This is a genomic window from Streptomyces sp. NPDC007095 (genome assembly GCF_040634475.1).
GTDB lineage: Bacteria > Actinomycetota > Actinomycetes > Streptomycetales > Streptomycetaceae > Streptomyces.
The window spans coordinates 1-18,835 of sequence record NZ_JBEYFS010000058.1 but is presented as its reverse complement, the minus strand read 5'-3'; the positions used below and the strand labels follow the sequence as shown (position 1 = coordinate 18,835).

Below are 18,835 nucleotides of genomic sequence, written 5' to 3'. Positions count from 1 at the left end.
GTCACACCTCCGTCCGCAGCAGCCGCATGTACACCAGCGAGAACAGCGAGCCGACCACCAGCAGGAGCAGCGCCACCGCGGTGCCGTATCCGATCATGCTCTTCTGGAAGGCCTGCTCGTACATGAAGAGCGGCAGCGTCTGGCTCCTGTTCCCCGGGCCGCCCCTCGTCATCACCCAGATCAGCCCGAACACCGACAGCGTCTGAAGGGTGTTGAGCATCAGGTTCGTGCCGATCGAGCGGCGGATCATCGGCAGCGTGATGTGCCACATACGGCGCCAGCCACCCGCCCCGTCCACCTCCGCCGCCTCGGTGATCTCCTTCGGTATCTCGTTCAGGGCCGCCGAGTACACCAGCATGGAGAAGGCCGTCCCCCGCCAGACGTTCGCGAACGACACCGCCAGGATCGGCAGCGTGAACAGCCAGTTCTGGGTGGGGAGGTGGAGCCGGTCCAGGATCGCGTTCAGCGTGCCTTCCCGTCGGAAGAACGCGTACAGCAGGAACCCCGCCACCACCTCCGGCAGCACCCACGCCGTGATCACGATCCCGCCCACGACCGTCCGCACCGGCTTCGACGCCCGCTGCATCAGCGAAGCCAGCGCCAGGCCCAGTGTGTTCTGGCCGACCAGTGACGACAGGACCGTGAACACCAGCGTCAGCCAGACCGCGTTCAGGAACGCGTCGTCCTTGAACGCCGCCCGGAAGTTCTCGAAGCCGACGAAGGACGAGTGCGCCTGGCCGGTGAGCTGGAGGTCGGTGAAGGCGATGTACGCGCAGTACGCGATCGGGCCCGCCAGGAAGAGGAGCAGGAGGGCGACGGCGGGGGTGAGGGGGAGGGCGCGGGTCAGGGTGCGGCGCAGCCTCACTTCCTGATCACCTGGTTGTCGGTGGCCGTCTTCAGTTCCTCGTCGTACGCGCTCGCCGCCTTGTCGACCGAGCTGTCACCCGTCGTCACGCCCTCCATGGCCTCCTGGACGGCCGTCGAGACCTTGGGATAGGCCGGGTACGCGGGGCGGTAGTGCGTGCTCGCGACCAGGTCCGTGAAGAACTTGATGCCGGGCTGCGCCTTCACGTATCCGGGGTCGGAGGCCACGTCCTTGCGCACCGCGATGCCGGAGTTGGCTATGTACCACTTCTGCGCGTTCGCCTTGGTCTGCATCGTCTCGATGAACTTGAAGGCGAGGTCCGGGTTGGACGCCTTGGCGGGGATCGACCAGGTCCAGCCGCCGGACATGCTCACCCTGCCGGGGGCCTGGCCGGATTGCGTCGGCATGTAGGCGAGGCCGAGTTTCTGCGACCACTCGGGCCACTCGTGCCCCGCGCCCTTCAGCCAGTCCTGCGGGAGCCAGCTGCCGTCCAGGTTGATGCCGAGCTTGCCCTTGGGCATCAGTTCACCGCGGACGTTCGTGGGGAAGTTCGGGTCCAGGGCGTCCGAGACGTCGGGGCCCAGCTTCTCCTTGTAGACCGTGTGCACGAAGGTGAGCGCGTCCTTGAAGGCCTGGCTGCCCGCGATCCACTTCTTCGACGCCGTGTCGTACAGGGGGTCCGACGCTCCGTCACCCGTCCCGTACAGCAGCATCTCGAAGCCCTGCATGGTGGCCGCCTCGCCCGCCGGCTTGCCCGTGTAGACGTTGAGCGGGGTGACGCCGGGGACCTTCGCCTTGATGGTGCGTGCGGCGGCCAGCACCTCGTCCCATGTCTTCGGCTGCCAGTCGGCGGGCAGGCCCGCCTTCTTGAAGATGCCCTTGTCGAACCAGAGGCCCCGGGTGTCCGTGCCGTCCGGGACGCCGTACGTCTTCCCGTCCTGTGCCTTCGCGGCCGACTTCGCCGTGTCGATGAACTGGTTCCAGTCCGGCCACTTGTCGAGGTAGGGGTCGAGGGGCTTCAAGTACCCGCTCGTGATGTCCGAGTTGATGAGGAAGGTGTCCTCGTAGACCAGGTCGGGAGCCGTCTTGGGAGATCTCAGCATCTGCTGGAGCTTGGTGTAGTACTCGGAGTCCGGGGCCTTGATCGGGACGAGTTCGACCTTCTTGCCGGGGTTGGCCTTCTCGAACTCCTTCTTCATCTCCCCCAAGTAGGTGTCCATGACGCGGATCGAGTTGTCCGTGGACTGCTTGAAGGAGACCTTCACGGTGTCCGGATCGCTTCCGGAGCCCGATCCGCAGGCGCTGAGCGCGGTCGCGGTGAGCAGAGTGGCGAGGAGTAGCGGGGCGGCGGTGGGGCGCACGGGCACGACCTCCTACTGGCCGACGTCATTGGTGGCCGAGTTGTCTGCCCGGTGAACGTAAGAGCGTGGACTAGTCCACGTCAATGACCTTGCAGCGGCTCGTGACCTTGCGGCGTTCACCGAGATGGGCCCGTGATGTCCCAGTGGGACATGAGTCTCACCGGGTCTCATGTCCCACTGGGACATCTGTGGGGTACGGTCGGGAGCATGAAGGTCAACGAGGACACCTTTCCCGGCCCCGTCCCGGCTCAGGACGGAGCCGAGGACCGTCGGCAGCGCAAGGCCCGGCAGACCCGCAACGCACTGGCCGCCGCCGCGCTCGACCTGATCCTGGAGCGCGGCCTCGCGGACGTCACCGTCGGGGCCGTCGCCGACCGCGCCGACGTCACCCGCCGCACCTTCAGCCGCCACTTCGTGGGCAAGGAGGACGCCGCCCTCGACTTCGTCCGCGGCGACGGGGACCGCATCAACGCCCTCCTGCGGGCCCGGCCCGCCGACGAACCCCCGCTCCTCGCCTACCGCAGGGCCGTCGCCGACTGGCTCGCCGACCGGGAGAACCCGGCCTCGCACATACGGCCGCGCATGCGCGCGCTGCTCGCCCTCGTCGACACCGAACCCGCGTTGTTCGCCGCGTACGAGCGCATCCGGGTCGACGCCCAGGAGGAGTCGGTCCGCATCATCGCCGACCGGCTCGCCGTCGACGACGTCCGCGATCTGCGCCCGGCCGTCGTCGTCGACGCCGCCGCGGGCGTCCTCACCGCCGCGCTGCGCGCCTGGGCACGCGGCAGACAGGCGGACCACCCCGACGTGGACCCCGGCGGCCGTTCCGGCGTGGACCCCGGCGGCCGTTTCGGCGTGGACCCCGGCGGCCGTTTCGGCGTGGACCCCGGCGGCCGTTCCGGCGTGGACCCCGGCGACCGTTCCGACGACCACCACGACCCGGACGCCGTCGACCTCGCCGCTCTCGTGGAGCAGGCCTACGACGCCCTGATGGGAGAGGCCGCCCTCGCGGCCTCCCACCGCGCCACCCCCGAATCAGGAAAGTGATCAGCGACATGGCCCTCACCACCCCCAGCGCCCTCGTCCCCGACTGCTCCACCGAGTTCTCCGGCAAGGCCGCCCTCGTCACCGGCGCCGCCTCCGGCATCGGCCTCGCCACCGCCCGCCGCCTCGGGGCCGGCGGCGCGGGCGTCGTCATCGCCGACCACAACGCCGAGGGCGCCGAGAAGGCCGCCGCCGAACTCCGGGCCGAGGGCATCCACGCCGCCGCCGTCGCGGTCGACGTCACCCGGCCCGAGTCCGTCGAGGCGGCCGTCGCCTTCGCCGTCGACACCTTCGGAGGCCTGCACCTCGCCGTGAACAACGCGGGCGTCGGCGGACCGGTCGTGCCCACCGGCGCGTACGACATCGACGCCTACAACCGTGTGGTGCGCACGAACCTCGACGGTGTCTTCCACTCCCTGCGCTACGAGCTCCCGGCCATCGAGGCGGCGGGCACGGGCGGCGCGATCGTCAACGTCTCCTCGATCCTCGGCTCGGTCGCCTCGGCAGGCTCGTCCGCGTACGTCGCCGCCAAGCACGGCGTGGTGGGACTGACGAAGACCGCCGCCGCCGAGTACGCCCCGAAGGGCATCCGCGTCAACGCGGTCGGCCCCGGCTTCATCGACACCCCACTGCTGAAGGAGATGGAGCAGGCCCAGTACGACGGCCTGGTCGCGCTGCACCCGGCCGGCCGCCTCGGCCGCCCCGAGGAGGTCGCCGAGCTGATCACCTTCCTGCTCTCCGAGCGTGCCTCCTTCGTCCACGGCAGCTACCACCTGGTCGACGGCGCCTACACGGCCGTCTGAGCCACCAGCGGACCCCTTCGAAGGAGTTGGAAGAATGAAGGCACTCCAGTACCGCACCATCGGCGCCGCCCCCGAGGTCGTCACCGTCCCCGATCCCGAACCCGGCCCCGGACAGGTCCTGTTGAAGGTCTCCGCGGCGGGCGTCTGCCACTCGGACATCGCCGTGATGAGCTGGCCCGCCGAGAATTTCCCCTACGCGCTGCCGCTGACCCTGGGGCACGAGGGCGCGGGCACGGTCGCCGCGCTCGGCGACGGGGTGAGCGGGCTGAAGGAAGGCGATCCGGTCGCCGTGTACGGGCCGTGGGGCTGCGGCCTCTGCGCCAAGTGCGCCGAGGGCAAGGAGAACTACTGTCTGCGCGCCGACGAGCTCGGCATCCGCCCGCCGGGGCTCGGCGCGCCCGGTGCGATGGCCGAGTACCTGATCGTCGACGACGCCCGTCACCTCGTACCGCTCGACGGTCTCGACCCGGTCGCCGCCGTGCCCCTCACGGACGCCGGGCTGACCCCGTACCACGCGATCAAGCGTGCACTGCCCAAGCTGCTGCCCGGTTCCACCGCCGTCGTCATCGGTACGGGCGGACTCGGTCATGTCGCCATCCAGTTGCTGCGGGCGATGACCGCGGCGCGGGTGGTCGCCCTCGACGTCAGCGAGGACAAGCTCACGCTCGCCCGGAGCGTCGGGGCGCACGAGACCGTCCTGTCCGACGCCGGGGCCGCGGCGAAGGTACGGGAACTCACCGGCGGCATCGGTGCCCAGGCCGTGTTCGACTTCGTCGGCGCGGAGCCGACCGTGCGGACCGCGGGGGCGCTCGCCGCGGTGGAGGGCGAGATCAGCATCGTCGGGATCGGCGGGGGTGCCCTGCCCGTCGGCTTCGGCGCGCTGCCCTTCGAGGTGTCGGTCCACGCCCCCTACTGGGGCTCCCGCGGCGAGCTGATCGAGGTCCTCGACCTCGCCCGCACCGGCGCCGTCTCCGTGCACACCGAGACGTACTCCCTCGACGAGGCACCCCTCGCGTACGAGCGGCTGCACGCCGGGAAGGTGAAGGGCCGCGCCGTGATCCTGCCGAACGGCTGACGCCCCGCGCGATCAGCCCTTGACCCACCGGTACTGCAACTCCGGCCGCCCCACCTGCCCGTACTGCGGAGCGCGCGCCGCCCGTCCCGCGTCCACCAGGTGCTCCAGGTAGCGCCGGGCCGTGATCCGGGAGATGCCGACCGACTCCGCGACCCCGGCCGCCGTCAGGCCCTCGGCGCTGTCCCGCAGCGCCCGGGTGACCCGCTCCAGGGTCGGCGCGCTGAGGCCCTTGGGGAGGGCGGCCGGGCTCGGGGCGCGCAGGGTGGCCAGGGCGCGGTCAACCTCGTCCTGGCCGCTCGCCTCGCCCACCGCCGCGTGGAACTCGGCGTACCGGACGAGGCGGTCGCGCAGGGTGGCGAACGTGAAGGGCTTCAGGACGTACTGGACGACCCCGAGCGAGACCCCTTCCCGTACGACCGCGAGGTCCCGCGCGGACGTCACCGCGATCACGTCCGCGTGATAGCCGGCGGCGCGCAGGGAGCGGGCGAGCTGCAGTCCGTGCACGTCCGGCAGGTGCAGGTCGAGCAGCAGCAGGTCCACCGGCGTACGGTCCAGCGCGCGCCGCGCCTCCGCTCCGGTGTGCGCCTTGCCGACCGCCGTGAAGCCGGGCACCCGGCCCACGTACATGACGTGCGCGTCGGCGGCGACCGGGTCGTCCTCGACGACGAGTACGCGGATGGGGTCGGCGGTCATACGTCGCCTCCAGGCAGGGCGTGCTGGGCGGACTCGGGCTCGGCGGCGGCCCCTTCGGTGGTGGCCCCTTCGGCGGTGGCCGGGGCCGGTTCTCCGGCGGCCCCCGGCACGGGTTCGGCGGGGGCGCCCGGGGTAACCGTAGGCAACGGCAGCCGCGCCTCGAACTCCGCCCCGCCCCCGCGCGCCTCCGCCACCGTCAGCGTGCCGTCGTGACGGCTCACGGCCTGACGTACGAGGGCCAGCCCGAGGCCCCGGCCGCCGGGCCCCGCCGGTTTGGTGGACCAGCCGCGCTGGAAGACGGCCTCCGCGTGGGCGGGGTCGACTCCCGCGCCCGTGTCGGCGACCCGCAGGACCAGGCCGGAGTCGTCCGTGAAGGCCGTGACGGTCACCCGTGCCCCCACCGTCCCCTGCGCCGCGTCCATCGCGTTGTCGATCAGATTGCCCAGCACGGTCACCAGGTCACGGGCCGGCAGGCCGGTCTGGAGCAGCCCGTCGTCGATACCGCTCTCCTCCGACACCACCAGTTCCACGCCCCGCTCGTTCGCCTGGGCCGCCTTGCCCAGCAGCAGGGCGGCGAGGACCGGCTCGCTGACCGCCGAGATCACCTCGTCGGTGAGCGTCTGGGCGAGTTCGAGCTCGGCGGTGGCGAACTCGACGGCCTCCTCGGCGCGCCCGAGCTCGATCAGCGAGACGACCGTGTGCAGCCGGTTCGCGGCCTCGTGCGCCTGTGAGCGCAGCGCCTGGGTGAAGCCGCGCTCGGAGTCCAACTCGCCCATCAGGGACTGGAGTTCGGTCACATCACGCAGAGTGACCACCGTGCCGCGCCGCTCGCCGCCGGACACCGGTGAGGTGTTCACGACCAGCACGCGCGACGCCGTCAGATGCACCTCGTCCACCCGTGGCTCCGCCGACAGCAGGGCGCCGGTGAGCGGTGCGGGCAGCCCGAGGTCGGCCACGGAGTGTCCGACGACCTCGCCCGTCACCCCCAGCAGCTCCCGCCCGCCGTCGTTCATCAGCGCCACCCTGTACTGCCCGTCCAGCATCAGCAGCCCCTCGCGCACGGCGTGCAGCGCGGCCTGGTGGTAGTCGTGCATTCGGCTCAGCTCGGCCGCGTTCAGGCCGTGCGTGGAGCGGCGCAGCCGGGCGTTGATGACGTACGTGCCGATGCCGCCGAGCACGAGTGCGCTGCCTGCGACGCCGACGAGGGCGGTCACCTGCTCCTGCACGCGCTGCGTGATCGCCTCGACCTTGATGCCCGCGCTGACCAGGCCGACGATGCGGCCGTTGTCCAGGATCGGGGTGACGGCGCGGACGGACGCCCCGAGGCTGCCCGTGTATGTCTCGGTGAAGGACTTGCCGTGCAGGGCGGGTCCGATGTGCCCGAGGAAGTGCTTGCCTATCAGCGTCTCGTCGGGATGGGTCCAGCGGATGCCCTGCGGGTTCATGATCGTCACGAAGTCCACGCCGGTGTCCCGCTGCACCTGGAGCGCGTACGGCTGGAGATCCTTGGTGGGGTTCGTGGTGCGGATGGCATCGCGGACGGAGGGCGCGTCGGCGATCGAACGGGCCACGGCCATGGCCTGGCGGCCCGCCGCGTCCTGGGCCTGGCTGCGGTCGCTGACGTAGCTGAACAGCGCGTAACCGGCGACGAGCACCGCGATGAGCACGGCCTGCATGGCGAAGAGCTGGCCGGCCAGGCTGCGGGGTCGCGGGACGTGGGGAAGGCGCATGGAATCAGTGTGCCTTGCCCTTGCCTGTCACTCGGAGTCCTGTATTCCGTACGTCCGTCGTCCGCCGCCGTCGATGGTTCGAAGTTCATATAAGTGTGAACTAATTGGCCTCTCCCCCCTTCAGGCAGGGGGGAATCTCCGACTCTGCACCGCTAAGCGGTGCTCCTTCGGAGCATTCCTGTTTCAGCGCCGACAGCCCGCCCGGAGGTTCTCCGCTGAGGTCTTACACCGGCTCCACAGGCCGACACCGCCAGCCCGGCGGCCAAAATGTTCTTCGCCGCGTTCTCGTCGCGGTCGTGGACAGTCCCGCACGCGGCACAGGTCCATTCCCGGATGTTCAACGGCAGCTTCGCGACCAGATGGCCACAGGTCGAGCAGGTCCTGCTCGACGGGTACCAGCGGTCCACCGCGATCAGGTCGCGGCCGTACCACTGGGTCTTGTACTCGAGCATGGAGCGCAATTCGGTCCAGGATGCGTCGGAAATCGCACGGGCCAGTGTGCGGTTTTTCAGCATGTTCCGGACGGTGAGGTCCTCGATCACGATCGTTTGGTTCTCACGAACGAGACGCGTGGACAGTTTGTGCAGGAAGTCCCGGCGCCGGTCGGCGATCCGGGCATGGATGCCGGCGACCCGGGCACGCGCCTTGCTGCGGTTGCTGGAACCCTCCGCCTTGCGGGACAGCTCTCGCTGGGCGCGGGAAAGCCTGGCCCGGTCCCTCTTCTCGAACTTCGGGTTGGTGACCTTTTCTCCGGTCGAAAGGGCCACCAGCGAGGTGACGCCGACATCGACGCCCACTGCCGCACTGACGGCCGGGAGTGCCTTCACTGAGGCGTCTTCGCAGAGCCTGGAGACGAACCAGCGCCCCGCACCGTCCTGCGACACCGTCACTGTCGAGGGCACCTGCCCCTCGGGCAGCGGCCTGGACCAGGCGATGTCCAGTGGCTCCTGCATCTTCGCCAAGGTCAGCCGGCCATCGCGGTAGGTGAAAGCCGAGCGGGTGTACTCCGCGGACTTGCGCGACTTCTTGAGGGACTTGAAGCGCGGGTAGGCGGAGCGCCTCTCGAAGAAGTTGGTGAAGGCGCCCTGCAAGTGCCGCAGCGTCTGCTGCAGCGGAACCGACGAGACTTCGGTCAGGAAGGCGTACTCCTCGGTCTTCTTCCAATCGGTCAGCAGCGCGGAAGTCTGGACGTAGTTGATCCGGCGGTGCTCGGTGAACCAGGCTGTGGTGCGGGCCTGCAGGGCCAGGTTGTAGACCTTGCGCACACAACCGAACGTGCGCGTCAGTTGAGCCGCCTGCGCGTCGTTCGGATAGAAGCGGTACTTGAACGCCCGCTTCACATGATCCCCCATGCTCAGAAACTGGCACGCCAGTGTGTGAGGCGTGCCGGATCGCTGTTTCGATGTACTAAATGAACGGAAGGGTGACCGCCCTCACAGGGCGGGAGATAGTCACCGCATCGCCCGGAGTGAGCCGCACCCCGGGATCCCCCCGAGTGAGCCGCACCCTGGGATCCCCCAGGAGCATGCCGCACACCGGGTTCCGCCGGACGTGAGCCGCACGCCGGATGATGCCGATGACGTCGTCAAGGAGGGCAGCCGTGGCCAGCACCCAAACGGCACCTGCCGCACCCGCCGCCAAGCGGGACCGCACCCACTATCTGTACATCGCGGTGATCATCGCGGTTGTGCTCGGCATCGCCGTCGGGTTCGCCGCACCGGACTTCGCCAAGGAGCTCAAGCCGATCGGCACGGGCTTCGTGAGCCTGATCAAGATGATGATCTCCCCGATCATCTTCTGCACGATCGTGCTCGGCGTCGGCTCGGTACGCAAGGCCGCCAAGGTCGGCAAGGTCGGCGGTCTAGCGCTCGGCTACTTCATCTGTATGTCCTTCGTGGCGCTGGCCATCGGCCTGGTCGTCGGCAACATCATCCACCCGGGCAGCGGGATGCACCTGACCGAGGCCGTGAAGGGCGTCGGGCACACGCAGGCCCAGGCCGCCGCCGAGGGCCCCGTCGACTTCATCCTCGGGATCATCCCGACCACGTTCGTCTCGGCCTTCACCGAGGGCCAGGTGCTCCAGACCCTGCTGATCGCCCTCCTCGTGGGCTTCGCACTGCAGGCCATGGGCCGTGCGGGACAGCCGGTGCTCAAGGGTGTCGAGCACATCCAGAAGCTGGTCTTCCGCATCCTCGGCATGATCATGTGGGCCGCGCCCGTCGGTGCCTTCGGCGCCATGGCCGCCGTGATCGGCGAGACCGGCATGGACGCGCTGAAGGCGCTGGGCACGATCATGCTCGGCTTCTACATCACCTGTGCGCTCTTCATCGTCATCGTGCTCGGCACGCTGACGAAGCTCGTCGCCAAGGTCAGCCTCTTCCAGCTGCTGAAGTACCTCGGCCGGGAGTTCCTGCTGATCGTCTCCACCTCGTCGTCCGAGTCCGCGCTGCCGCGGCTCATCGCCAAGATGGAGCACCTGGGTGTCAGCCGCCCGGTCGTCGGCATCACCGTGCCGACCGGCTACTCCTTCAACCTCGACGGCACGATGATCTACCTGACCATGGCCTCGCTGTTCATCGCCGACGCGATGGACCAGCCGATGAGCATCGGTCAGCAGATCGGCCTGCTGCTCTTCATGATGGTCGCCTCGAAGGGCGCGGCGGGTGTCTCCGGCTCCGGTATCGCCGTCCTGGCCAGTGGTCTGCAGTCGCACAAGCCCGCGCTGGTGGACGGTGTCGGTCTGATCATCGGTATCGACCGCTTCATGAGCGAGGCGCGTGCGGTCACCAACTTCGCGGGCAACGCGGTCGCCACGCTGCTGATCGGTACGTGGACCGGTGAGGTCGACAAGGAGCGGGTGAACCGGGTTCTCGCCGGCGAGCTGCCGTTCGACGAGAAGACTCTGCTGGACAACGACGAGGATGACGTCTCGGACGTCGCCGCGGAGGTCCCCGAGCAGGGCGGGGAGAAGGAGCTGGCGAAGGCGTAAGCGCTTCGCTGGAAGAGGGGCTGCGGGTCGTTCGGAGGCCGCGTGTGGATCGTGGCTTGTCGCGCAGTTCCTCGCGCCCCTGACGGGCGCGGTCCCGTACGGGGCTCATGAGTCCCCCCAAGCCGCCGGGCGGCCAGGTTCTCCCCCCGTAGACCTGGCCGCCCGGTGTTTTACCGGAGAAGTGCGAAGAAGAACCCCAACAGCTCAATCGCTCAGTTTGGTCACCAGTTCGGTGGCTCTGGAGGCGGGTACGCCCGCCGCGGTCAGCATGGTGATCGCGGCGGAGCGGCCCGCCTCTTCCGGTGCCAGCAGGCCGTCGTTCACCGCCTCCATGAGGGCGAACAGCATCTGCTCGTGCACGTACGCCAGTGCGGGCGCCGGCAGCGCGGACTCGAACACGCCCTGGTCGAGGCCGCGCCGCAACAGCTCCGCGCAGGCCTCGCGCACCGGCGTCAGCCGCTCGCGGATGCCCTGGACCGTGACGCTGCGCTGGGCGAGGGCGACCAGCAGCCGGTAGCGGTCGGCGATCTCCCAGACGGCGAGCGTCGAGCGGACCAGCGATTCCGCCGGGTCCTGGCCGCTTCCCCGGCCCGCCGCGTGCGCCGCGGCCACCGCCTCCACCGCGCCGTCGGTCAACGTGCTGATCAGCACCTCGCGGCTCGAGAAGTGCCCGTACACCGTGCGCCGTACGACGCCGGCGGCCCGTGCGATCTGGTCCATGGACGCGTCAGGGTCGCGCAGCAGCTCGGCGAGCGCGACGTCGAGGATGCGGCGGCGGTTCGCATCCGCGCGGCTGGCACTACCCGTGGTCATGGCTGCCATTCTGCACGCCCCCGGAGCCGCGCGAGGTGATCACTCGTGCCCTCCACAAGGGCTCCACCTCCTTCATTTGCACATCAGTGTGCATGGAAGTACATTGCACATGGTTGAGCAATTGCACGTCGGTGTGCAAGAAGTGCGAGAGAAAGGGCGACCGTGGTCATGCGTCTCGTCATGAACGAACCGGTCGAGGGGACGGGCCGGCCCTACGCCCGGCGCTGGTGGGCGCTGCTGGTGCTCTGTCTGAGCCTGCTGATCATCGTGATGGCGAACACCGCCCTCACGGTCGCGGCCCCCGACATGACCCAGGACCTGGGCCTGTCCAGCGCGGACCTGCAGTGGGTCATCGACGGCTACACCGTCCCGTACGCCGCGCTGATGCTGCTGCTCGGCGCGATCGGCGACAAGTACAGCCGGCGCGGCGCCCTCATCCTGGGGCTCGTCGTCTTCGGTGGGGGCGCGGTCGCGGGCTCGCTCGTCGACAGCTCCACCGGGGTCGTCGCGGCCCGTGCCGTGATGGGCGTCGGCGCCGCCCTGATCATGCCCGCGACGCTCTCCCTGCTTGCCGCGACCTTCCCGCGCGAGGAGCGGGCGAAGGCGATCACCCTGTGGACCGCCACCGCCGGACTCGCCATCGCGGCCGGGCCACTGGTCGCCGGTGCGCTGCTGGAGCACCACGGCTGGTCGTCCACGTTCCTGATCAACGTGCCCATCGCCGCGCTCGCGATCGTCGGCGCCCTCGTCCTCGTGCCGCCGTCCAAGGCCGCGCACCACCACCGCATCGACCACGTCGGCGGCCTGCTGTCCGTGGTCTGGATCGGATCGCTTGTCTACATGATCATCGAGGGGCCGCACTTCGGGTGGGGCGTCAAAGCGGTGACCGCCGCGGTCGTCGCGGGTGCCGGCCTTGTGGCCTTCGTGGTGTGGGAGCTGCGCCACCCGCGCCCGGTCGTCGACGTACGCCGCTTCGCCCACCGCCGGTTCGCCGGCTCCAACCTCGCCGTCGCCCTCTTCTTCCTGGCCGTCTTCGGCGCCTTCTACTACCTCACCCAGCATCTCCAGTTCGTCCTCGGCTACGACGCGCTGGACACCGGGGTGCGGATGCTGCCGCTCGCCGGGGCCGTGTTCGTCGGCTCGGCGCTCACCGGGTACCTCACCCCGCGCATCGGCATGAAGATCACGGTCACCGCGGGCATGGTCGGCGGCACCGCGGCGCTCGCGCTGCTCACCCGGGTCGACTCGGCATCCTCGTACGGCGATTTCGTGCTGCCCCTCACCATCCTGGGCCTCGCGATCGGGCTCGCGCTCTCGCCCTGCACGGACGCCATCATGGGCGCGTTCCTCGAGGCCGAACTCGGCGTCGGCGGCGCCGTCAACGACACCTCGCTGGAGCTCGGCGGCTCACTCGGCATCGCGATCCTCGGTTCCGTGCTGGCGAGTTCGTACTCCTCGCACCTCTCGGACGCCACCGCGGGCAGCAAGCTCCCGGCGGGCGCCCTGTCCACGGCACAGGACTCGGTCGGCGCGGGCTACGCGGTCGCCCAGGGCATCGGTGACAAGGCCCGGCAGCTCGGCGACCAGGCCGCGCGGGCGGGGCACGCGGGGAACGCCGAGAAGGCCGCGCAGCTGAAGGCGCAGGCCGACCAGCTCGCCCACGGGGCGCAGCAAATGGCGGACGCCGTCGGCTCGTCCTTCTCGGACGCGGTGGCGCACACCAGCCTGATCGGCGCGGTGATCCTGGGAGTGGGGACCGTGCTGGTCGCCGTCCTGCTGCCCCGAAGGGGCGGTGCGCACCCGGGGGAGGCCCCGGAGCAGGTGGCACAGGAACAACGGGAGCTCACCGGCGCGGCGACGCGCTGAGCGCATCCTCGCCCGCCTCGGAACCGTGACCCTCGGGCCTCCGTCTCGTAGAACATGCACTACCGTGCCGTGCCGGACTGACCGGCACGGCGCGGCATGTTCTGCGGAGGACACGGAGTATGAAGATCGACTGGGACCGGCGGACGTGTGCGCGCAAAGGCCATGTGACGTACGCGCCCGACGAGCCGGAACTGCGCCGGCGGCTGCGTGCCGAGACGAGCCTCGGCGAGGCCTGGCGCTGTCTGCGCTGCGGCGACTTCGTGCTGGACGAACCACATGGCTCGGGCCCCGCGCAGGACGCACCCCTGGTGCCGCGCGGCAAGGTGCTGCGCGATCTGTTCATCCTGCGCTTCCTGGCGATCGAACGGGCCGTGCGCGGGGTGTTCATCGTGCTTGTGTCCGTAGCGGTATGGAAATTTAGCAATAGCCAGGACGCGGTCCGCCGTCTTTTCAACGAGTACCTGAATGCCTTCCGGCCTGTCTTCAGGCATTTCCACTACGACCTGGACCACTCGCCTGTGGTCGGCTCCGTCCAGAAGGCATTCGGCTACAAGCACTCCACGCTCGTTCTCGTCGCCGTACTGCTCCTCGCGTACGCGCTGATCGAACTCGTCGAGGCGGGCGGCCTCTGGTACGCCAAGCGCTGGGCGGAGTATCTGACGGTGGTCGCCACCGCCGCCTTCCTGCCCCTGGAGATCTACGAACTCACCGAGCACGTCAGCTACTTGAAGATCGCCACCCTGGTCCTCAACATCCTCGCCGTCCTCTACATCGCCCTCGCCAAACGCCTCTTCGGGCTGCGCGGCGGACGCAAGGCGTTCGAAGAGGAGCGGCACAGTGCGTCGCTCCTGGAGGTCGAGGAATCGGCGGGCGTGGCCGCGCACGCCTGACCACGGGTGCTACGCGTCCGCCGTCCAGTGGCCCAGCCGTGCCAGCTCCTCCGCGCTCAGCACCAGGTCCGCCGCGGCCGCCGGGTCGCGGATCGTCTCCGGGCGGCCGGAGCCCGGGATCGGGAGCACGGTGGGGGAGAGCGACAGCAGCCGGGCCAGGCAGATCCGTTGGGGGCTGACACCGCGCTCGCGGGCCACTTCGTGGAAGGCGGCGAAGCCCTCGGGTGCCGGTTTCGAGGAGCCGTCCAGGGAGCTGCGGGAGATGCCGCCCAGGGGGCTCCACGGCATGAAGGCGAGGCCCAGCTCGGCGCAGAGGCGGAGCTCGGGGTCGCTGTCGCGTACCGCGGGGGAGTACTGGTTCTGGACGGAGACCAGCCGGTCGCCGAGGACCGCGCGGGCCCGGTGGACCTGGTCGGTGTCCGTGTTGGAGAGGCCGACCAGCCGGACCTTGCCCTCGTCGAGGAGTTCGCGCAGGGCGCCGACCGAGTCCTCGAAGGGGACGGCGGGGTCGGGCCTGTGGAACTGGTTGAGGCCGATCGCCGCCACGCCGAGCCGCTTCAGGGAGGCCTCGGCCGCCGCCTTGAGGTGGCGCGGGGAGCCGTTCACCGTCCAGCCGCCGTCGGCCGGTCGCCCGCGCCCCCTTTCGTGGCCACCAGGACGTCCGCCGTGTCGCCGCCGTACGAAGCCAGGGCGCGGGCCACGAGCCGCTCGTTGTGGCCGGGCTCGTCCCCGGGCAAGTTCGGTGGCCTTCGACTCGCTGGACCGGCAGATCCTGGAACTGCTGCAGAGCGACGGCCGGATCAAGCTCAGCGAGCTGGGCCGGCGCGTCCGGCTGAGCCCGGCGGCCGTCGCCGAACGCGTGCGACGGCTGGAGTCCACGGGAGCCGTCTCCGGCTACGGCGCCCATGTCTCACCGCCCCTCCTCGGCTACGGCATCCAGGCCTTCGTCCGCGTCAACCCGCACGGCGGCTACACCCTGCGCCACCCCAGGACCCTGGAGCTGATCTCCCGCCCGGAGATCATCGAGGTCCACCACGTCGTCGGCGAGGACTGCTGGATCCTCAAGGTCGCCGTCGCGGACACGATCCACTTGGAGGACGTCCTGGAACAGACCTCCGCGCTGGGGCGCACGACGACCTCGATCGTGCTGTCCTCACCGGTGGAGCGAAAGCCATTGCCGCCCTTGCCTTGACGTCGGCGTCAAGGAATACCGTCGGGGCATGCGAATCGGCGAGCTGGCGGCGCGGGCCGGGACCACCACGCGGACTCTTCGGTACTACGAGTCGCGGGGGCTGCTGCCCGCGCGGCGGGGCGAGAACGGGTACCGGACGTACGACGAGCACGACCTGCGGCTGCTGCGGCAGATCAGGACGCTGCAGGACTTCGGGTTCGACCTGGAGGAGACCCGGCCCTTCGTGGAGTGTCTGCGGGCGGGACACCCGCAGGGCGACTCCTGTCCGGCCTCGCTCGCGGTCTACCGGCGCAAGCTGGGTGAGCTGGACGCGCTGATCGACGAGTTGCGGGTCGTACGGGCCGAGGTCGGCGCGCAGCTGGCGCGGGCCGAGCGGGCGCGTGACGAGCTGGCGGCCGAGGCGGAGGTTCCGGGCGGCCCGGAACCCGTATGCGAACTGGAAGGGCGGACACGGTGATCAAGGTGGCAGGCGTGGCTTCGGTGACGGACGCGGACTTCGAGACGGAGGTGATCGGCGCCGAGCTCCCGGTGCTGGTGGAGTTCACGGCCGACTGGTGCCCGCCGTGCCGGCAGATGGGGCCGGTGCTGAGCGCGCTGGCGGCGGAGGAGGGCGAGCGGCTCAAGGTGGTCCAGCTGGACGTGGACACCAACCCGCTGACGACGAACGCCTACCGGGTGCTGTCGATGCCCACGTTCATGGTGTTCCGCGGTGGTGAGCCGGTGAAGTCGATGGTGGGCGCCCGTCCGAAGCGCCGGCTGCTGGAGGAGCTGTCCGACGTGCTCTGACTGTCCGGCGGGCTCGGACCTCGCCGATATACAGCGCAACGACAAGAAATCCCCCGGGCAATTGCGCTCGGGGGATTGCTTTGCGTATATTGAATGATTCGCGACTTCAGAAGAATTGGGTCGCGGAGAAGTTCACTGGGCACAGTATATCCGGCCGGGAGCGGAATTGTCAAACAGGGGCGCAAACGCAGAGGGCACCACAGGATTTCCCGACGATGAATTGCTCCACGAGCAGGAATTCATCGACGGGTTGTACGCACGCGTGGACGTGCTGCGGGGCGACACCGAGGCCTCCGTCGGCGACGCGCTCGCGCAGGGCAACACACCCATGCAGGCCAGGCTCGAAAGGGACGTGCTCGTCGCCGAGCGCTCGGGCCTGCTCGCCGCGCTGAACGCCGTGGACGGATCGCTCTGCTTCGGCCGGATCGACCTCACCTCCGGTGTCACCCATCACATCGGCCGTATCGGCATCCGCGCCGACGACACCGAGCACACGCCCATCCTCATCGACTGGCGGGCCCCGGTCGCCCGCCCCTTCTACCTCGCCACCGGCCACACGCCGATGGACCTGCGCCGCCGCCGGCACATCACCACCGACGGCCGCCGGGTGACCGACCTGCACGACGAGATCCTCGACCTCGGCGACCACGAGCGCACCGGCCACGAGGACCCGACCGGCGACGCCGTACTGCTGGCCGCGCTGAACTCGGCGCGCACCGGGCGCATGAGCGACATCGTGCAGACCATCCAGGCCGAACAGGACCGGATCATCCGCGCCCCGCACAAGGGCGTGCTGGTCGTCGAGGGCGGCCCCGGCACCGGAAAGACGGCCGTGGCGCTGCACAGGGCCGCGTACCTGTTGTACGAGTACCGGGAACTGCTGGCGAAGCGCGCCGTCCTGATCGTCGGCCCGAACCCCGCCTTCCTCGGTTACATCGGCGAGGTACTGCCCTCGCTCGGCGAGACGGGCGTGCTCCTCGCGACCGTCGGCGAACTGTTCCCCGGCGTCAGGGCGACCGCCGGCGACACCCCGCGGGCCGCCGCGGTGAAGGGCCGCGCCGACATGGCCGAGGTGCTCGCCGCCGTGGTCCAGGGCCGCCAGGTGCTGCCCGATCCCGTCATCGCGATCGAGCACGACCGGGACATCCTGATGCTCGACGCCGGGCTGGTCCAGGTCGCCCGCGAGCGCACCCGTGAGGCGAAGCTGCCGCACAACGTGGCCCGCGAGTACTTCGAGGGCCACATCCTCAACACGCTCACCGACATGCTGGCCGAGCGCATCGGCACCGACCCCTTCGACGGTTCGAATCTGCTCGACCCGAGCGACATCACCCAGATCCGCGACGACCTCGCCGAGAACCCCGAGGTCTGGTCGGCCATCGACCAGCTGTGGCCGCGGCTGACCCCGCAGAGCCTGGTCGCCGACTTCCTCGCGGACCCCGAGGGTTACGTCCCGGACGAGGACGCGGCCGCGATCCGCCGCCCGGTCGACGGGGCCTGGACCATCGCCGACGTCCCCCTCCTCGACGAGGCCGCCGAACTGCTCGGCGAGGACGACCGCGTGGCCCGCGCCCTCGCCGACCAGGAACGCCGCGCCCAGGTGGCGTACGCGCAGGGTGTGCTGGACGTGTCCTACGCCTCCCGTACCTACGAGTTCGAGGACAAGGACGAGGAGGACTCCGAGGTCCTGTCCGCGCACAACATCATCGACGCCGAGCGGATGGCCGAGCGGCACGAGGAGGAGGACCACCGCAGCGCCGCCGAACGCGCGGCGGCCGACCGGACCTGGGCGTTCGGCCACATCATCGTCGACGAGGCGCAGGAGCTCTCGCCGATGGCCTGGCGCCTGCTGATGCGGCGCAGCCCGACCCGCTCGATGACTCTGGTCGGCGACCCCGCGCAGACCGCGGAGGCGGCCGGAGTGGGATCCTGGTCGGAGATCCTCACCCCCTATGTCGAGGACCGCTGGGAGCACAAGCGCCTCGCCGTCAACTACCGCACCCCGTCCGAGATCATGGACGTGGCGGCGGGCGTCCTGCGTGCGCGGCACCCGGACTTCGAGCCGCCGCGTTCGGTGCGTTCGACGGGCGTACGGCCGTGGGCGCGCGCCGCCGGGGACGACCTGCCCGGCACCGTCGCGAAGGCCGTCGCCGAACTGACCCCCGCCGAGGGACGGCTCGCGGTGATCGCGCCCCGCGAACTGCACACCTCGCTCGCGGCCCGGCTGGAGGACGTGACGGCGGGGGAGGAGCCCGACCTGACCCGGACGGTCGTCCTCCTCGACCCCCGCCAGGCCAAGGGGCTGGAATTCGACTCCGTCCTCGTGGTCGAACCGGCGCGGTACGGCACGAGCGACCTGTACGTGGCGCTGACGCGGGCGACGCAGGCGCTCGGGATCGTGTACGAGGGCGAGCTGCCCGAGGCGCTGCGGGCGGCGACGGTCTGACCACCGGGCGGGGCGAGGCGCTCACCTTCCTCGCCCCGCCCCGCGCGGGCATCACCGACGCGCGACCGTCGACGCCGTGGTCACCGGAGGCGTCAGGCGGGGCGGAGCCAGATCGTGGCCAGGGGAGGCAGGGTCAGGCGAAGGCTGGTGGGGTGGGCGTGGGCGGGGTGGGGTTCGGGTTTGACGGGGTGGGGGTTGTGGACGTCGCTGCCGCCGTAGCGGGCGGCGTCGGTGTTGAGGACTTCGTGCCAGGCGGGGATGTCTTCGGGGATGCCGAGGCGG

The 18,835-nt window shown here is 70.2% G+C and carries 16 protein-coding genes and 2 pseudogenes; 10 read left to right on the top strand and 8 right to left on the bottom strand.

Annotated features, from left to right (window positions below):
* Position 1: 1 nt before the first annotated feature.
* Complete coding sequence (locus ABZ656_RS21085; protein WP_360269764.1) at positions 2 to 865, bottom strand: sugar ABC transporter permease; 864 nt, start codon at positions 863 to 865, stop codon at positions 2 to 4.
* Complete coding sequence (locus tag ABZ656_RS21080) at positions 862 to 2,232, bottom strand: extracellular solute-binding protein (RefSeq protein ID WP_360269762.1); 1,371 nt, start codon at positions 2,230 to 2,232, stop codon at positions 862 to 864. The genes ABZ656_RS21085 and ABZ656_RS21080 overlap by 4 nt, the downstream gene beginning before the upstream one ends.
* A 201-nt stretch (positions 2,233 to 2,433) precedes the next feature.
* On the opposite strand from ABZ656_RS21080, the pseudogene ABZ656_RS21075 reads away from it, so the two are divergent.
* From ABZ656_RS21075 to ABZ656_RS21065, 3 genes and pseudogenes are all read left to right on the top strand, one after another.
* Positions 2,434 to 3,024: pseudogene (locus ABZ656_RS21075) on the top strand (helix-turn-helix domain-containing protein); the annotation flags it as partial.
* A 257-nt stretch (positions 3,025 to 3,281) separates the two neighbouring features.
* Positions 3,282 to 4,073, top strand: coding sequence for an SDR family NAD(P)-dependent oxidoreductase (locus ABZ656_RS21070; RefSeq protein WP_101403757.1), 792 nt, complete (start codon positions 3,282 to 3,284; stop codon positions 4,071 to 4,073).
* A gap of 34 nt (positions 4,074 to 4,107) precedes the next feature.
* Positions 4,108 to 5,148 (top strand): NAD(P)-dependent alcohol dehydrogenase, encoded by a 1,041-nt coding sequence (locus ABZ656_RS21065; RefSeq protein ID WP_360269760.1) that lies wholly within the window; start codon positions 4,108 to 4,110, stop codon positions 5,146 to 5,148.
* Between the two features lie 12 nt (positions 5,149 to 5,160).
* On the opposite strand, the gene ABZ656_RS21060 is transcribed toward ABZ656_RS21065, so the two are convergent.
* From ABZ656_RS21060 to ABZ656_RS21050, 3 genes are all read right to left on the bottom strand, one after another.
* Positions 5,161 to 5,841, bottom strand: coding sequence for a response regulator (locus tag ABZ656_RS21060; protein ID WP_101400727.1), 681 nt, complete (start codon positions 5,839 to 5,841; stop codon positions 5,161 to 5,163).
* Positions 5,838 to 7,571: a sensor histidine kinase gene (locus ABZ656_RS21055; protein ID WP_360269758.1), complete on the bottom strand. Its 1,734-nt coding sequence runs from the start codon at positions 7,569 to 7,571 to the stop codon at positions 5,838 to 5,840. Before ABZ656_RS21055 ends, ABZ656_RS21060 begins: the two co-directional genes overlap by 4 nt.
* A 152-nt stretch (positions 7,572 to 7,723) precedes the next feature.
* Positions 7,724 to 8,923, bottom strand: a complete 1,200-nt coding sequence (locus tag ABZ656_RS21050; RefSeq protein ID WP_360269756.1) for an RNA-guided endonuclease TnpB family protein — start codon at positions 8,921 to 8,923, stop codon at positions 7,724 to 7,726.
* 224 nt (positions 8,924 to 9,147) lie between these two features.
* Here ABZ656_RS21050 and ABZ656_RS21045 point away from each other — a divergent pair, with 224 nt between their 5' ends.
* Positions 9,148 to 10,560: a cation:dicarboxylase symporter family transporter gene (locus ABZ656_RS21045; protein ID WP_101403758.1), complete on the top strand. Its 1,413-nt coding sequence runs from the start codon at positions 9,148 to 9,150 to the stop codon at positions 10,558 to 10,560.
* Positions 10,561 to 10,764: 204 nt separating this feature from the next.
* On the opposite strand, the gene ABZ656_RS21040 is transcribed toward ABZ656_RS21045, so the two are convergent.
* Positions 10,765 to 11,382 carry a TetR/AcrR family transcriptional regulator gene (locus ABZ656_RS21040; protein WP_101400730.1) on the bottom strand — a complete coding sequence of 206 codons (618 nt, stop codon included), beginning with the start codon at positions 11,380 to 11,382 and terminating at the stop codon, positions 10,765 to 10,767.
* Between the two features lie 159 nt (positions 11,383 to 11,541).
* On the opposite strand from ABZ656_RS21040, the gene ABZ656_RS21035 reads away from it, so the two are divergent.
* Both ABZ656_RS21035 and ABZ656_RS21030 read left to right on the top strand, forming a co-directional pair.
* Positions 11,542 to 13,239, top strand: a complete 1,698-nt coding sequence (locus tag ABZ656_RS21035) for an MFS transporter (RefSeq protein WP_360269753.1) — start codon at positions 11,542 to 11,544, stop codon at positions 13,237 to 13,239.
* Between the two features lie 119 nt (positions 13,240 to 13,358).
* Positions 13,359 to 14,129 carry a DUF2127 domain-containing protein gene (locus ABZ656_RS21030; RefSeq protein WP_101400732.1) on the top strand — a complete coding sequence of 257 codons (771 nt, stop codon included), beginning with the start codon at positions 13,359 to 13,361 and terminating at the stop codon, positions 14,127 to 14,129.
* 9 nt (positions 14,130 to 14,138) lie between these two features.
* On the opposite strand, the pseudogene ABZ656_RS21025 reads toward ABZ656_RS21030, so the two are convergent.
* Positions 14,139 to 14,866: pseudogene (locus ABZ656_RS21025) on the bottom strand (aldo/keto reductase).
* 5 nt (positions 14,867 to 14,871) lie between these two features.
* On the opposite strand from ABZ656_RS21025, the gene ABZ656_RS21020 reads away from it, so the two are divergent.
* From ABZ656_RS21020 to ABZ656_RS21005, 4 genes are all read left to right on the top strand, one after another.
* On the top strand, positions 14,872 to 15,321 hold the full coding sequence (locus ABZ656_RS21020) for an Lrp/AsnC family transcriptional regulator (RefSeq protein ID WP_360269751.1): 450 nt from the start codon (positions 14,872 to 14,874) through the stop codon (positions 15,319 to 15,321).
* Between the two features lie 28 nt (positions 15,322 to 15,349).
* Positions 15,350 to 15,778, top strand: a complete 429-nt coding sequence (locus ABZ656_RS21015; protein ID WP_101400735.1) for a MerR family transcriptional regulator — start codon at positions 15,350 to 15,352, stop codon at positions 15,776 to 15,778.
* 14 nt (positions 15,779 to 15,792) lie between these two features.
* Complete coding sequence (locus ABZ656_RS21010; RefSeq protein ID WP_095857766.1) at positions 15,793 to 16,107, top strand: thioredoxin domain-containing protein; 315 nt, start codon at positions 15,793 to 15,795, stop codon at positions 16,105 to 16,107.
* Between the two features lie 220 nt (positions 16,108 to 16,327).
* The gene (locus ABZ656_RS21005) at positions 16,328 to 18,553 is read left to right on the top strand and encodes an ATP-dependent DNA helicase (RefSeq protein ID WP_360269748.1); all 2,226 of its coding nucleotides are present in this window, start codon (positions 16,328 to 16,330) and stop codon (positions 18,551 to 18,553) included.
* A 92-nt stretch (positions 18,554 to 18,645) separates the two neighbouring features.
* Here the strand turns inward: ABZ656_RS21005 and ABZ656_RS21000 are convergent.
* Positions 18,646 to 18,835 (bottom strand): alpha amylase C-terminal domain-containing protein (locus ABZ656_RS21000; protein ID WP_360269746.1); only part of this gene is annotated, 190 nt, incomplete at its 5' end.